A 14,736-nucleotide genomic window follows, 5' to 3' on the forward strand; every position below is an offset into this window, starting at 1 on the left:
GCTATTCCCAGCGGAAGACCCGGGCTATTCCCAGCGGAAGAAGCGGGCCGCCGCGCCCAGCCCCAGCACCGCCCAGACCACCAGGATCCCCAGATCCCGCCACGGCGTCCCGGTCCCGTCCTGGAGGACGTCCCGCAGCCCGCCCGAGAGCGCCGAGATCGGCAGCAGCTCCAGCGCGCTCCGCACGCCACCCGGGAACTTGTCGAGCGACACGATGACGCCACCGGCCACGAGCAGCAGCAGGAAGACCAGATTGGCGGCGGCCAGGGTCGCCTCGGCCTTCAGGGTGCCCGCCATCAGCAGCCCGAGGCCGGAGAACGCCGCGGTGCCGAGGATCAGCAGCAGCGCCACGGAGAGCGGGTCGCCGTGCGGCGACCAGCCGAGCGCCAGCGCGATCGCGGTCAGCAGCACGATCTGCATGACCTCGGTGACCAGCACCGCACAGGTCTTGGCGGCCATCAGCCCCCACCGCGGCAGCGGTGAGACGGCGAGCCGCTTGAGCACGCCGTAGCGCCGCTCGAAGCCGGTGGCGATGGCCTGTCCGGTGAACGCCGTGGACAGCACGGCGAGCGCCAGCACACCGGGCGCCAGGAAGTCCACGGTGCTGCCGTCGGAGCCGGTGTCGACGATGTCGACGGTGCTGAAGAGCACCAGCACCAGGGACGGGATGACGACGGTCAGCAGCAGCTGCTCGCCGTTGCGCAGCAGCATCCGGGTCTCCAGCGCGGCCTGCGCCCGGATCATCCGCGGCAGCGGGGCCGCCCCCGGCTTGGGGAGAAAAGTGCCCGTGGCGGTCACGCTCGCAGCTCCTTACCGGTGAGCTCCAGGAAGACGTCCTCGAGGGTGTGCCGCTCGACCGAGATCCGGTCCGGCATCACCCCGTTCTGCGCGCACCAGGAGGTGACGGTGGCCAGCATCTGGGGGTTGACCTTGCCGGTGACGCGGTACGAGCCGGAGGTCAGCTCGGCGGCCGTGGAGTCGGCGGGCAGCGCCTTGAGCAGCGAGGCCAGGTCGAGCGCGGGGCGGCCGATGAAGCGCAGGGTGTTCTCGGCGCCGCCCCGGCACAGCTCCTCCGGTGTGCCCCGGGCGATCACCTTGCCGCCGTCGATGATCGCCACATCGTCGGCGAGCTGCTCGGCCTCGTCCATGTAGTGGGTCGTCAGCATCACGGTGACCCCGTCGTCCCGCAGATCGCGGATGAGGTCCCAGGTGGCGCGGCGGGCCTGTGGGTCGAGTCCGGCGGTCGGCTCGTCGAGGAAGACCAGCTCGGGGCGGCCGACGACGGCCATGGCGAGCGCGAGCCGCTGCTGCTGCCCCCCGGAGAGCCGCCGGTAGGTGGTCCGGCCGCAGGAGCCGAGGCCGAGCCGCTCGATCAGCAGATTCACATCCACCGGATGCGCGTGGAGGGAGGCGGTGTGGCGCAGCATCTCTTCTGCGCGCGCGCCGGAATAAACGCCTCCGGACTGGAGCATCACCCCGACCCGGGGGCGCAGCGCCGGGGCGTCCGCGACCGGGTCGAGCCCGAATATCCGGACCGTCCCGGCGTCGGGGCGGCGGTACCCCTCGCAGGTCTCGACGGTGGTGGTCTTACCGGCTCCGTTGGGGCCCAGAACGGCGGTCACGGTGCCCCGGCCGACGGACAGATCGAGCCCGTCGACCGCGGTCTTCGGGCCGTACCGCTTGACCAGGGCGACGATGTCGACCGCGGGCTCTTCTCGCATGTCCGGCAGTCTACGAATCCCGGGGCCGTCCGTGGGCGGCAGGGCCGAAAGCCGCGGCGCACGACGATCGGGCCCGGACGCGTCGCCGCAGGTGAGCCCCGGTCTCGGAGTTAGGTAGACCTAAGTGATGCACCACACCGGAACCGGTGAACTCCTCGCTTGTGGATCGCGGGAGAATTACGCAACAATGGCGTTGTGAAATACGCGAGCGAGGCTCCGAACGAACGCGCGGCCGAAGCGGCCGCGCGGTCCGGCACGCCCGCGTCCGCGCCGGAAGAGCAGCACGGCACCCGCAACCGGGTGGCGCGCTCCATCCTCGACCACGGCCCCTCCACCGCGGCGGAGCTCGCCCTGCGGCTGGAGCTGACCCAGGCGGCCGTCCGCCGTCACCTGGACACCCTCGTCGCCGACGGCGTCGTCGAGCCCCGAGAGAAGAGGGTGTACGGGGCGCGGGGGCGCGGCCGCCCGGCCAAGGTCTTCGCGCTCACCGACTGCGGTCGCGATGCCTTCGACCAGGCCTATGACAAGCTCGCCGTCGACGCTCTCCGCTGGATCGAGCAGAGCGCCGGAGGCGGCGAGGCAGGGCGTGCCGCGGTCGCGGCGTTCGCCCGCGCCAGGCTCGCCGCCCAGGCGGAGGAGTACCGCGGCGCCGTCGAGGCCGCCGCCCCCGGCGGCCGCACCGAAGCGCTCGCCGGAGCACTCTCCGCGGACGGGTACGCTGCTACGGCGCGCAGCGCGCCGGTCGGCGAACAGCTCTGCCAGCACCACTGCCCGGTCGCCCACGCAGCCGAGCGATATCCGCAGCTGTGTGAGGCGGAGACCGAGGTCTTCTCCCAGCTGCTCGGAACCCATGTGCAGCGTCTGGCCACCATCGCCCATGGCGACGGGGTGTGCACGACGTTCGTTCCGAAGACCGGCAAGGTCGAGAAGACCGACCCCAGCACCACCAAGACCACCACCGCATCTGCCAGCACGGCCGGGAGGAACCCCGAATGACTCTCCCCACGGAGACCGCTCACCCCGAGCTCGAGGGTCTGGGCAACTACGAGTACGGCTGGGCCGACTCCGACGTGGCCGGCGCCTCGGCCAAGCGCGGCCTCTCCGAGGAGGTCGTACGCGACATCTCGGCGAAGAAGTCCGAGCCGGAGTGGATGCTCAAGCTCCGTCTGAAGGGCCTGCGGCTCTTCGGCAAGAAGCCCATGCCCACCTGGGGCTCGGATCTGTCGGGTATCGACTTCGACAACATCAAGTACTTCGTCCGCTCCACCGAGCAGCAGGCCGCCTCCTGGGAGGAGCTGCCCGAGGACATCAAGAACACGTACGACAAGCTGGGCATCCCGGAGGCCGAGAAGCAGCGCCTCGTCGCGGGTGTCGCGGCCCAGTACGAGTCCGAGGTCGTCTACCACCAGATCCGTGAGGACCTGGAGGAGCAGGGTGTCATCTTCCTGGACACCGACACCGCGCTCAAGGAGCACCCGGAGCTCTTCAAGGAGTACTTCGGCACCGTGATCCCGGCGGGCGACAACAAGTTCGCCTCGCTGAACACGGCGGTCTGGTCCGGCGGCTCGTTCATCTACGTGCCGAAGGGCGTGCACGTGGAGATCCCGCTGCAGGCGTACTTCCGCATCAACACCGAGAACATGGGCCAGTTCGAGCGGACGCTGATCATCGTCGACGAGGACGCCTACGTCCACTACGTCGAGGGCTGCACCGCGCCGATCTACAAGTCGGACTCGCTGCACTCCGCGGTCGTCGAGATCATCGTCAAGAAGGGCGCCCGCTGCCGCTACACGACCATCCAGAACTGGTCGAACAACGTCTACAACCTGGTCACCAAGCGCGCCGTGGCCTACGAGGGCGCGACCATGGAGTGGGTCGACGGCAACATCGGCTCCAAGGTGACCATGAAGTACCCCGCCGTCTACCTGATGGGTGAGCACGCCAAGGGCGAGACCCTGTCCATCGCCTTCGCGGGCGAGGGCCAGCACCAGGACGCCGGCGCCAAGATGGTCCACATGGCCCCCCGCACCTCGTCGAACATCGTCTCCAAGTCGGTGGCGCGCGGCGGTGGCCGCACCTCCTACCGCGGTCTGATCGAGATCGGCGAGGGCGCCGAGGGCTCCAAGTCCAATGTGCTGTGCGACGCCCTGCTCGTCGACACGATCTCCCGCTCGGACACCTACCCGTATGTGGACGTCCGCGAGGACGACGTGTCCATGGGCCATGAGGCGACCGTCTCCAAGGTCAGCGACGACCAGCTCTTCTACCTGATGAGCCGCGGTCTGTCCGAGGACGAGGCCATGGCGATGATCGTGCGCGGCTTCGTCGAGCCGATCGCGCGCGAGCTGCCCATGGAGTACGCGCTGGAGCTCAACCGGCTGATCGAGCTGCAGATGGAGGGCGCGGTCGGCTGACGCCACCCCCCTCCCCGCCCGGCGGGGGCCGAAGTCCTCCGCCGGGCACCCCACTCAGGCCCATCAGGCAGAAAGAGAGCAGTACGACAGCCATGGCTGAAACCATCCCGGCCGGATCCACCACGGACGGCGTCATCCAGGTGGGCCAGCCCACCGATGCCCGGGTGAGCGCGCCCGCGTCGTACGACGTGGCCGACTTCCCGGTGCCCCACGGCCGCGAGGAGGACTGGCGGTTCACCCCCCTGGAGCGGCTGCGCGGTCTCCACGACGGCACGGCCGTCGCCGACGGCGGCGTCAAGGTCGAGGTGACCGCCCCCGCGGGCGTCACGGTCGAGACCGTGGGCCGTGACGACGCGCGCCTGGGGAAGGCCGGCAAGCCGGTGGACCGGGTGGCGGCGCAGGCGTACAGCTCCTTCGAGAAGGCGTCGGTCGTCTCGGTGCCCAAGGAGACGGTGCTCACCGAGCCGGTGCGGATCGCCGTGCACGGCGAGGGCGGCACCGCCTTCGGCCACCAGGTGATCGAGATCGGCGCCTTCGCCGAGGCGGTCGTGGTCATCGACCACACCGGTGACGCCACGGTCGCCGCCAATGTGGAGTACCTGATCGGCGACGGCGCCAAGCTCACCGTGGTCTCGGTCCAGGACTGGGACGACACCGCGGTCCACGCCGGTCAGCACACCGCGCTGGTCGGCCGGGACGCCACCTTCAAGTCCGTGGTCGTCACCTTCGGCGGCGATCTGGTGCGGCTCCACCCGCGGGTGGTCTACGGCGCCCCGGGCGGTGAGGCCGAGCTCTACGGCCTGTACTTCACCGACAACGGCCAGCACCAGGAGCACCGGCTCTTCATCGACCACGACACCCCGCACTGCCGCAGCAACGTGGCCTACAAGGGCGCGCTGCAGGGCGCGGAGGCGCACGCGGTGTGGATCGGCGATGTGCTGATCCGGGCCGCCGCGGAGGGCACCGACACCTACGAGCTCAACCGCAACCTGGTCCTCACCGACGGCGCCCGCGTCGACTCGGTGCCGAACCTGGAGATCGAGACCGGTGAGATCGTCGGCGCCGGTCACGCGAGTGCGACCGGCCGCTTCGAGGACGAGCAGCTGTTCTACCTGATGGCGCGCGGCATCCCGGCCGATGAGGCCCGCCGGCTGGTGGTCCGCGGCTTCTTCGCCGAGCTCGTCCAGCAGATCGGGGTCCCCGAGCTGGAGGAGCGGCTCATCGACAAGATCGAGGCCGAGCTGGAGGCGTCCGTAGGATGACCCCGACCTTCGTACGCGTCTGCGCGCTGGACGAACTCGAGGAAGACACCCCCAAGCGGGTCGAGCTCGAGGGCGTGCCGGTCGCTCTGGTGCGCACCGAGGGCGAGGTGTTCGCGGTCAACGACATCTGCTCGCACGCGAACGTCTCGCTGTCCGAGGGCGAGGTGGAGGACTGCCAGATCGAGTGCTGGCTGCACGGCTCCAGCTTCGACCTGCGCACCGGAAAGCCGTCCGGCCTCCCCGCGACGCGCCCGGTCCCCGTATACCCCGTAAAGATCGAAGGGGACGATGTGCTCGTCTCCGTCACCCAGGAGTCCTGAGGCACCCATGGCCACGCTTGAGATCCACGACCTGCACGTTTCCGTCGACGCCGAGGGCGGACCCCGCGAGATCCTGCGCGGTGTCGACCTGACCGTGAAGCAGGGCGAGACGCACGCCATCATGGGCCCCAACGGCTCCGGCAAGTCCACCCTGGCCTACTCGCTCGCCGGTCACCCGAAGTACACGGTCACCGGCGGCACCGTGACGCTGGACGGCGAGGACGTGCTCGCGATGTCCGTCGACGAGCGCGCCCGCGCCGGTGTCTTCCTCGCCATGCAGTACCCGGTCGAGGTCCCCGGCGTCTCGGTCTCCAACTTCCTGCGTACCTCCGCGACCGCGATCCGCGGCGAGGCGCCCAAGCTGCGCACCTGGGTGAAGGAGGTCAAGGAGGCCATGGAGCGCCTCCACATCGACCCCTCCTTCGCCGAGCGGAATGTGAACGAGGGCTTCTCCGGCGGTGAGAAGAAGCGCCACGAGATCCTCCAGCTGGAGCTGCTGAAGCCGGCCATCGCGATCCTCGACGAGACCGACTCCGGCCTCGACGTGGACGCGCTGCGGGTGGTCTCCGAGGGCGTCAACCGGGTCCGCGAGTCCGGCCAGGTGGGCACCCTGCTGATCACCCACTACACCCGCATCCTGCGGTACATCAAGCCCGACCACGTCCACGTCTTCGCGGCGGGCCGGATCGCCGAGTCCGGCGGTCCCGAGCTCGCCGACAAGCTGGAGGAAGAGGGCTACGAGGAGTACGTGAAGGGAGGCGCGTCCGAGTGACACAGTTGCCGGGCCTTCTCGACACCGAGGCGATCCGCAAGGACTTCCCGATCCTGGACCGGGTCGTCCACGACGGCCAGCGGCTCGTCTACCTGGACAACGCGGCGACCTCGCAGAAGCCGCGCCAGGTGCTGGACGTGCTGAACGACTACTACGAGCGCTCCAACGCCAATGTGCACCGGGGCGTCCATGTGCTCGCCGAGGAGGCCACGGCGCTGTACGAGGGCGCCCGCGACAAGGTCGCCGCCTTCATCAACGCTCCCAGCCGCGATGAGGTGATCTTCACCAAGAACGCGTCGGAGTCCCTCAACCTGGTCGCCAACATGCTCGGCTGGGCCGATGAGCCCTACCGGGTGGACCAGGACACCGAGATCGTCATCACCGAGATGGAGCACCACTCCAACATCGTTCCGTGGCAGCTGCTCTCGCAGCGCACCGGCGCGAAGCTGAAGTGGTTCGGCCTCACCGAGGACGGCCGCCTCGACCTGTCGGAGATTGAGCAGATCATCACCGAGAAGACCAAGGTCGTCTCGTTCGTGCTGGTCTCCAACATCCTCGGCACGGTCAACCCGGTCGAGGCGATCGTCCGCCGCGCCCAGGACGTCGGCGCCCTCGTGGTGATCGACGCCTCCCAGGCCGCCCCGCACATGCTGCTGGACGTGCAGGCGCTGCAGGCCGACTTCGTGGCCTTCACCGGCCACAAGATGTGCGGTCCGACCGGTATCGGGGTGCTGTGGGGCCGCCAGGAGCTGCTGGAGGACCTGCCTCCGTTCCTCGGCGGCGGCGAGATGATCGAGACCGTCTCGATGCACTCGTCCACCTACGCCCCGGCGCCGCACAAGTTCGAGGCCGGTACGCCCCCGATCGCCCAGGCCGTCGGCCTCGGCGCGGCCGTGGACTACCTCACCTCGATCGGCATGGACAACATCGCCCGCCATGAGCACGCCCTCACCCACTACGCGGTCGGCAGGCTCCTGGAGGTGCCGGACCTGCGCATCATCGGCCCCACCACGGCCGAGGAGCGCGGTGCCACGATCTCCTTCACGCTCGGCGACATCCACCCCCACGATGTGGGCCAGGTGCTGGACGAGCAGGGGATCGCGGTCCGGGTCGGTCACCACTGCGCCCGCCCCGTATGCCTGCGCTACGGAATTCCGGCGACCACCCGAGCGTCGTTCTATCTGTACTCCACGCCTGCCGAGGTCGACGCCTTGGTGGAGGGCCTGGAGCACGTACGGAACTTCTTCGGGTAGGGGCGTGCCGCGTGAAGTTGGATTCGATGTACCAGGACGTGATCCTGGACCACTACAAGAACCCCCACGGCCGGGGGCTGAGGAACGGCGACGCAGAGGTACACCACGTCAATCCCACCTGCGGCGACGAGATCACGCTCCGGGTTCGGCTTGACGGCGACACCATCAAGGACGTGAGCTACGAGGGCCAGGGCTGTTCCATCAGCCAGGCCAGCGCCTCGGTGCTCAATGAGCTGCTGGTGGGCAAGGAGCTGGCCGAGGCCCGCAGAATCCAGGAGACCTTCCTGGAGCTGATGCAGTCCAAGGGCAAGGCCGAGCCGGACGACGCCATGGAGGAGGTGCTGGAGGACGCGATCGCGTTCGCCGGTGTCTCCAAGTATCCGGCCCGGGTGAAATGCGCCCTGCTGAGCTGGATGGCCTGGAAGGACGCCACGGCGCAGGCACTGGGCGAGACCGCCGGAGGGAAGACCGCATGAGTGACAACGTGACCACCACCACCAAGCCCGCCAGCGAGGAAGAGGTCCGCGAGGCCCTGTACGACGTCGTGGACCCCGAGCTGGGCATCGACGTGGTCAACCTCGGGCTGATCTACGGCATTCACATCGATGACGCCAACATCGCGACCATCGACATGACGCTCACCTCGGCGGCCTGTCCGCTGACCGATGTCATCGAGGACCAGGCCAAGTCCGCGACCGACGGCATCGTGAACGAGCTGCGGATCAACTGGGTCTGGATGCCGCCGTGGGGCCCGGACAAGATCACCGACGATGGGCGTGAGCAGCTTCGGGCGCTCGGCTTCAACGTCTGACGGGCTCCCCTGGGCTTGTCGAACCGGCCCCCGCGCTTCGGCGCGGGGGCCGTTTCGTATGTCGTGGGTCCTCGTATGTCGTGGATCGTTGCGTACGCCCGTACGCATCGTTGTGTACACTCGTACGCATGGGATATGTGACGCTCTCCGGGGCCATCCTGGCCGAGATCCTGGCGACCACCTCGATGAAGTACAGCGAGGGCTTCAGCAGGCTCTGGCCCTCGCTGGCCACCGGCGTGGGCTATCTGGTGTCCTTCGTGCTGCTCGCGCACACGCTCAAGTCCATCTCCGTCAGCACCGCCTACGCCATATGGGCCGGGGCCGGGACCGCCGTCATCGCCGCGATCGGCATGCTCTTCCTGGGGGAGGCGATGACCGCCGCCAAGGTGCTCGGCGTGCTGCTGGTCATCGCCGGCGTGGTGGTGCTCAATCTGAACGGCGCCCACTGATGGGCCGCCGCTACGACCCCGAGCGGCGGCAGCGGATCATCGACGCCGCGGCCGCCGTGGTCCGCGAGCGCGGCATCGCGGGGCTCGGCCACCGGGCCGTGGCCGCCGCGGCCGATGTGCCGCTGGGCTCGACGACCTACCACTTCGCGACCCTCGACGACCTGATGATCGCGGCGCTCCGCCAGATCAACGCGGAGTGGCTGGCGGAGGTGGAGGCCTGGGTGGAGGGCGTCGATCCGGCCGCACCGCCCGCGGACGAGCTGGCCCGGTGGCTGGGGGAGCAGTTCACGGGCGACCGGGCGCGGCTGGAGCTGGAGTACGAGCTGTACTTCGCCGCGCTGCGCCATGAGGGGCTGCGGCCGCTCGCCGCCGAGTGCCTGGACGAGATGGCCCGGATGCTGACGCGACTGATGCCCGACGCTGCCACGGCGCGCGTCGTGGTGGCCCTGATCGACGGGCTGACCCTGCAGGTGCTGCTGGCGGACCGCCCGTACGACCAGGAGGACACCCGCGCGGCGCTGGCGCGGGTCATGGGCGGGGACGGCGACGACGGGCCGCCCGCTGGCTGAGACCGCGGACCGCAGACCGCACGCGGACCACTCGATGAGACCGCACGGGCCGCCCGCTCGCTGAGACCGCAGACCGTACGGACCGCCCGCTCGACGAGACCGCACGGCGGACCGCCCGGGACCGCTCGCTGAGACCGGTTCGCCTCCCGGGCCCGGCTCCGGTTAGCGTTCTGACCATGACCGATGCACCCACCACCGCCCCCACCGGCGCCGTCGCCGCCGGTCTCGCCACCCTCACCGAGGACGGCACCGTCCTGGACACCTGGTTCCCGGCCCCCGAGCTGACCGCCGAGCCCGGCCCGGCCGGCACCGAGCGGCTCGACGCCGAGCACACCACGCGGCTGCTGGGCGAGACCGCCCTCAAGGCGGTCGGACCGGACCCCCGGCGCGGCGTCGAGGTCGTCGCCGTCCGCACGGTCATCGCCTCGCTCGACGAGAAGCCCAGGGACGCGCACGACGCCTATCTGCGGCTGCATCTGCTCAGCCACCGGCTGGTCAAGCCGCACGGCCTGAGCCTGGACGGCCAGTTCGGCCTGCTGGCCAACGTCGCCTGGACCTCGCTCGGCCCGGTCGCCACCGACCAGGTGGAGCGGGCCCGGCTCGCCGCCCGCGCCGAGGGGCTGCAGCTGTCGGTGACCAGTGTCGACAAGTTCCCCCGGATGACCGACTACGTCGTCCCCGCCGGTGTCCGCATCGGCGACGCCGACCGGGTCCGGCTCGGCGCCCACCTCGCCTCCGGGACCACGGTCATGCACGAGGGCTTCGTCAACTTCAACGCCGGGACGCTCGGCACCTCCATGGTCGAGGGCCGGATCAGCGCGGGCGTCGTGGTCGGCGACGGCTCCGACATCGGCGGTGGCGCCTCGATCATGGGCACGCTCTCCGGCGGCGGCAAGCAGACGATCACCATCGGCGAGCGCTGCCTGCTCGGCGCCGAGGCGGGCCTGGGTATCTCGCTCGGCGACGACTGCATCGTCGAGGCGGGGCTGTATGTGACGGCGGGCACCCGCGTCACGCTCCCGGACGGCAAGATCGCCAAGGCTCTGGAGCTGTCCGGCGTCAACAACCTCCTCTTCCGCCGCAACTCCATCACCGGCACGGTCGAGGCGCTGCCCCGGACCGGCTCCTGGGGCGGTCTGAACGAGGCGCTGCACAGCCACAACTGAGTCCGGGCGCGCTGGGTTTCGTCGCCGGGTGCGGGGGCAGCAGCCCCCCCACCCCGCAGAGCGCCCCTCAGGGGCGCACCCGCACCACCTGCGGGTCGTGGTCGCTGGACTGGTCCGAGAACTCGGCGTTGATGTGCACGATGTCGTAGTCGGCGCGGCGCAGCGCGGGGCTGGTCAGGATGTGGTCCAGCACCTGCGAATTGCCGTTGTAGACATAGCCGTAGCGCTCGTCCTCCGGCAGCCGGGTCACCAGATCCGTCAGCACGCCACCCTTGGTGAGGTCGGCCAGCGCGGGCGAGAACTGGTAGTCGTTGAGGTCGCCCGCGACGACCACCGACGCCTTCGGGTCGGCGTTCAGCAGCGACTTGACGAAGGTGTTGACCGCCGTGGCCTGCCCGGTGCGCTGGGTCTCGGAGGAGCGGGCCGGGGGCTGGAAGCGGCTGTCCAGGCCCTGGTCGCCGCCCTTGGAGTTGAAGTGGTTCGCGACCACGAAGACCGGGCGGCCCCGGAAGGAGAACTGCCCGACCAGCGGCTTGCGGCTGGCCTTCCAGACGCCGTTCGCCGGGTCGATACGGCCGGGGGAGGCGGACAGCGTGGCCTTGCCGTCCTTCTTCTCGACCTTCACGGGGGTGGTGGAGTCGCCGCCGGGGATGTCGGTGAAGGAGACCCGCTCGGGGTTGTAGAGGAACGCCACACGGATGTTGCCGCCCGGCTCACCGCCGTCCTGGTCGTCCACCGGGTTGATCTGCCGCCACTCGTACGCGGGACCGCCCGCCGCCTTGATCGCGTCGGTGAGCTTCTTCAGCGTGGCGTCGGCGCCGACCACCGAGTCGTTCGTCGCGCCGTTGTCGTCCTGGACCTCCTCCAGGGCGACGATGTCCGGCGAGGCGAGGTGCTCCACCAGACCGGTGGCCAGCCGGTCGAACTTCGACTGGGCGGTCTTGGGGGAGAGGTTCTCCACGTTGTAGGTGGCGATGGAGAGTTCGTCCGCCTTCTGCTCGCGGGTGGTCTCCCGCTGCGGGCCGTGGTCGGCCAGTTCGCCCATCGCGGTGGCCGCGATCGTGTAGCCGCCGAAGTTGTCGTAGTCCATCGGCCCGGCCGTGGTGCCGGTCAGCGCGTCGCCGACGTCCGCCACCGGGAAGGGGTGCTGGGCGTAGGGGAGGAGCGAGACCACCTTCACCCGGCCCGCGTTCGGGTCGCGGTATGAGCCGTAGAGGGCGCCGCCGCGCGCGGTGCGCTGGTGGTGGGGCTCGGCGGTGACCCACAGCTCCTTGTAGGTGTTGGTCGCGCCGACCACGGGGGCGTTCTCGACCGAGACCCGCATGCCCTCCAGCGACTCGTAGCGGTCCAGCGCGTACGAGCGCGGCCGCAGCGTCAGCCCCTCGATGGAGTCGCCACCGGCGTCCGGGGTGTAGCGGTCGGGGATCGTGGAGGGGTTGAGCCGGTAGGCGGCGGGCAGCGCGTTGCCGGAGGACTGGACGGTCCAGGTCGTCTTGGAGAGCTCGGTGAGCGACTGCCCACCGGCGTCCTTGCCGCCCGGGTAGTACTCGGACACCGTCCCGGAGACCAGCACCGAGTCGCCCACGGCGACCGAGGGCGTGGTCGACCCGGTGAAGACGAAGATCGCCTCGCTGGTGGCCGCGTCCTTGTCGGGCCGGGTGTCCTGGATCCAGAAGCCGCGCGAGGAGCCGAAGGCGCGTATCGCCGTGACCGTGCCGGGGACGTCGCTCACCTGCTGTCCGGCGAGCGGGGATATCCGGGTGCTGCCCTGGATGTCATGGATGCGGACCTCGGCGGCCGAGGCCGACGAGGGCACCGCGAGCAGCCCGGCCGCGAGGGCCGAGGCGGCGACGGCGGTGAGGGCGACGGGTCCGCGCGGGGCGCGAAGGGACATGGTGGTGGCCTCCGGAAAGGAGTGAACGGCGAGAAATACGCCTCTACGCGCGTCAATCTCTTTCCTCACCACGGAAGTTGTCAAGGGAGGACGAGTGGCCCGGGAATGGCGGAAGCGGGACGGAAACATGAACGAGGGCCGCGGGATGTGGTGCGGGAGGGTGCGGGATGTGGTGCGGGAGGGGGCGCGGGACGGGGCGCAGACCACATCGGGACGAAAGTGCCGTCCCGTTCCGTCTACGCTGGGGTCCGGGCCGTATCCGCGCACCCGCGCCGGTACACCCCGCATCGCCGTACCCCCATGGCTCCGCGGTCCCGTGGACCCATGACCCCACAGCCCCATAGCCGCACAGCCGCATAGCCCCGCATTCGCGCCCGCGACCTCCGCGCCCGCGACTTCCGTGCCCTCGAGGAGTGACGTCCGCCCATGCCAGAAGAGCGCCCCACCATGCCGCCCGTGCGGCTTCGCACTGACGCGGAACTCGCGCGGGACGCACTCGCCGCGCCGCTGCTCGCCCGCGCGGTCCGGCTCGCCCGCTGGGCCGAGCAGGGGAAGTCGGTGGCGTCGGGCGGGGCGCTGCCGGAGGGCGAGCTGCGGGAGGCGACCGAGCTGCTGGAGCTCGCGGGGGACGAGGACGGGCCGCTGTACGCGGCGCAGGCGTGGCAGCTGGCGGTGGACACCGGGCTGGTCGAGATCGAGGAACCGTCGGGGGCCGACGGCGACATTGACGGCGACCGCGCGGACGGTGAGGCGACGGCCGAGGACGAGTTCTTCGCCGTCGCGACCAGCGGCGAGGAGCTGCGGCTGATCACCGAGGGCGGCCCCCGCGACATCCTGGAGATCTGGCTCGACGGTTTCGAGACGGTGCTGGCCGACGCCGCCGCCCCCGACCTGAGCGACATCGCCGCCCAGATCGGCGAGAGCGGTGAGCTCGACCTCGACGCGCTCGACTGGAACCCGGAGGAGGAGGCCGAGCTCCTCGACGGGGTGCTGGGCAACCTCTATCTGCTGACCGCCTTGGACGAGGAGGCCGCCACGGCCCCCGTACCGCTGCCCGCGCTCGCCGCCTCCATGATCGTCCCCGAGGACATGGACGAGCCCACCGACGACATCCTCGAAGAGGTCTCCGAGGCGATGGTGCGGCTGGACGACCAGTTCCGGCTGCTCGCCCCGACCGGCCTCGTCGACTACCAGCCGGTGGACGAGGCACTGATCCAGGAGGTCGACGGCGAGGGCCGGATCCAGGAGCCCGAGACGGCCCAGGAGCTCGAGGACGAGGACGTCTCCCGCTACGGCATGGTGCGGCTCACCCCGCTCGGCGTCTACGCCGTACGGGCCCGGATGCTCGAGGCGGGCATCGACGCCCCGGCCGTCGGCGACCTGGCCGACAGGGGCGCCGACATCCTGCTGGACGCCCTCCCCGGCCACCCCGAGCCCGCCGCGCGGGCCGAGGCCGAGCAGTGGCTGGCCCGCCGTACGCCCGAGGAGGCCGCCCGCGAACTGCTGGCCGCCGCCCGCGGCGACGACGAGGACGCGCCGCTGCGCCGCCTCACCTGCCAGCAGACCCTCTCGCTGACCGGCACCGAGGCCGAGCCCGCCCTGCGCGAGGTGCTCGACGACCGCCACCTGGGTGGGCTGGCCCGCGTCTGGCTGGCCGAGCACGGGGTGGCGGGCGTCCCGGAGCCGTCGGAGGAGATGGTCTTCTGGCTCACCGTGGACACCCTCGCGGCCCAGCTCGCCTCCGAGGGCGACTCGGCGGAACTGCGCGACCTGGTGCGGGGCCTGGTCGACCAGTCGGGGAGCTTCTTCGACTCGGCCTGGCGGGTGGACCACCCGGCGACGGCGGACGTGCTGGAGGCGATGGGGCGGCTGCATCCCGACAAGAAGGCCGCCAAGGAGGCCCGCAAGGCCGCCTTCAAGGCCCGCTCCCGGGCGTAGCCGCGCCCCGGAACAGCCGCGGGCGTGCCGCCGGGCGTCTGGCCTCCCCCGCCGCGCGGGAGGACGCCTGCGGCGGGCTGTTCCCCACCCCGCCCCTTCCCGAAACTGGGGCTCTGCCCCAGGCCCCGCCCGGGGTTCTGCGCCAGGCCTCGCCCGGGGTTCTGCGC

At 70.7% G+C, this 14,736-nt stretch carries 15 protein-coding genes; 12 read left to right on the plus strand and 3 right to left on the minus strand.

Annotation, left to right across the window (positions count from 1 at the left end):
- Positions 1-24 precede the first annotated feature (24 nt).
- Positions 25-798 (minus strand): ABC transporter permease, encoded by a 774-nt coding sequence (locus ACFXB5_RS22810; protein ID WP_385210781.1) that lies wholly within the window; start codon positions 796-798, stop codon positions 25-27.
- Positions 795-1,721, minus strand: a complete 927-nt coding sequence (locus tag ACFXB5_RS22815) for an ABC transporter ATP-binding protein (protein ID WP_385210784.1) — start codon at positions 1,719-1,721, stop codon at positions 795-797. The genes ACFXB5_RS22810 and ACFXB5_RS22815 overlap by 4 nt, the downstream gene beginning before the upstream one ends.
- 195 nt (positions 1,722-1,916) lie before the next feature.
- Here ACFXB5_RS22815 and ACFXB5_RS22820 point away from each other — a divergent pair, with 195 nt between their 5' ends.
- The 11 genes from ACFXB5_RS22820 (at position 1,917) to dapD (ending at position 10,737) form a co-directional block, all read left to right on the plus strand.
- Positions 1,917-2,717 carry a helix-turn-helix transcriptional regulator gene (locus ACFXB5_RS22820; RefSeq protein ID WP_385210787.1) on the plus strand — a complete coding sequence of 267 codons (801 nt, stop codon included), beginning with the start codon at positions 1,917-1,919 and terminating at the stop codon, positions 2,715-2,717.
- Complete coding sequence (sufB, locus tag ACFXB5_RS22825; protein ID WP_044577211.1) at positions 2,714-4,135, plus strand: Fe-S cluster assembly protein SufB; 1,422 nt, start codon at positions 2,714-2,716, stop codon at positions 4,133-4,135. The genes ACFXB5_RS22820 and sufB overlap by 4 nt, the downstream gene beginning before the upstream one ends.
- A 92-nt stretch (positions 4,136-4,227) precedes the next feature.
- A complete protein-coding gene (sufD, locus tag ACFXB5_RS22830; protein WP_385210790.1) occupies positions 4,228-5,397 on the plus strand; it encodes a Fe-S cluster assembly protein SufD in 1,170 nt (389 codons plus the stop codon).
- Positions 5,394-5,717 (plus strand): bifunctional 3-phenylpropionate/cinnamic acid dioxygenase ferredoxin subunit, encoded by a 324-nt coding sequence (locus ACFXB5_RS22835; RefSeq protein WP_385210792.1) that lies wholly within the window; start codon positions 5,394-5,396, stop codon positions 5,715-5,717. Before sufD ends, ACFXB5_RS22835 begins: the two co-directional genes overlap by 4 nt.
- Positions 5,718-5,724: 7 nt before the next feature.
- Positions 5,725-6,489: a Fe-S cluster assembly ATPase SufC gene (gene sufC, locus ACFXB5_RS22840; RefSeq protein WP_037949644.1), complete on the plus strand. Its 765-nt coding sequence runs from the start codon at positions 5,725-5,727 to the stop codon at positions 6,487-6,489.
- A complete protein-coding gene (locus ACFXB5_RS22845) occupies positions 6,486-7,742 on the plus strand; it encodes a cysteine desulfurase (RefSeq protein ID WP_020872229.1) in 1,257 nt (418 codons plus the stop codon). The genes sufC and ACFXB5_RS22845 overlap by 4 nt, the downstream gene beginning before the upstream one ends.
- A gap of 11 nt (positions 7,743-7,753) precedes the next feature.
- The gene (gene sufU, locus ACFXB5_RS22850; protein WP_020872230.1) at positions 7,754-8,218 is read left to right on the plus strand and encodes a Fe-S cluster assembly sulfur transfer protein SufU; all 465 of its coding nucleotides are present in this window, start codon (positions 7,754-7,756) and stop codon (positions 8,216-8,218) included.
- Positions 8,215-8,553 (plus strand): metal-sulfur cluster assembly factor, encoded by a 339-nt coding sequence (locus ACFXB5_RS22855; protein ID WP_201853501.1) that lies wholly within the window; start codon positions 8,215-8,217, stop codon positions 8,551-8,553. Before sufU ends, ACFXB5_RS22855 begins: the two co-directional genes overlap by 4 nt.
- Positions 8,554-8,681: 128 nt before the next feature.
- Positions 8,682-9,002: a multidrug efflux SMR transporter gene (locus ACFXB5_RS22860; RefSeq protein WP_138911207.1), complete on the plus strand. Its 321-nt coding sequence runs from the start codon at positions 8,682-8,684 to the stop codon at positions 9,000-9,002.
- Positions 9,002-9,571, plus strand: a complete 570-nt coding sequence (locus ACFXB5_RS22865; protein ID WP_385210797.1) for a TetR/AcrR family transcriptional regulator — start codon at positions 9,002-9,004, stop codon at positions 9,569-9,571. The genes ACFXB5_RS22860 and ACFXB5_RS22865 overlap by 1 nt, the downstream gene beginning before the upstream one ends.
- 176 nt (positions 9,572-9,747) lie before the next feature.
- A complete protein-coding gene (gene dapD / locus ACFXB5_RS22870; RefSeq protein ID WP_385210800.1) occupies positions 9,748-10,737 on the plus strand; it encodes a 2,3,4,5-tetrahydropyridine-2,6-dicarboxylate N-succinyltransferase in 990 nt (329 codons plus the stop codon).
- 67 nt (positions 10,738-10,804) lie between these two features.
- Here dapD and ACFXB5_RS22875 read toward each other — a convergent pair whose 3' ends face one another.
- Positions 10,805-12,631: an endonuclease/exonuclease/phosphatase family protein gene (locus ACFXB5_RS22875; RefSeq protein ID WP_385210802.1), complete on the minus strand. Its 1,827-nt coding sequence runs from the start codon at positions 12,629-12,631 to the stop codon at positions 10,805-10,807.
- A 426-nt stretch (positions 12,632-13,057) separates the two neighbouring features.
- Between ACFXB5_RS22875 and ACFXB5_RS22880 the strand changes: the two genes are divergently transcribed.
- A complete protein-coding gene (locus ACFXB5_RS22880) occupies positions 13,058-14,569 on the plus strand; it encodes a hypothetical protein (RefSeq protein ID WP_385210805.1) in 1,512 nt (503 codons plus the stop codon).
- The last annotated feature ends 167 nt before the right edge of the window (positions 14,570-14,736 follow it).

The sequence above is a fragment of the Streptomyces sp. NPDC059455 genome (assembly GCF_042750115.1).
Taxonomy (GTDB): Bacteria; Actinomycetota; Actinomycetes; order Streptomycetales; family Streptomycetaceae; genus Streptomyces; species Streptomyces endocoffeicus.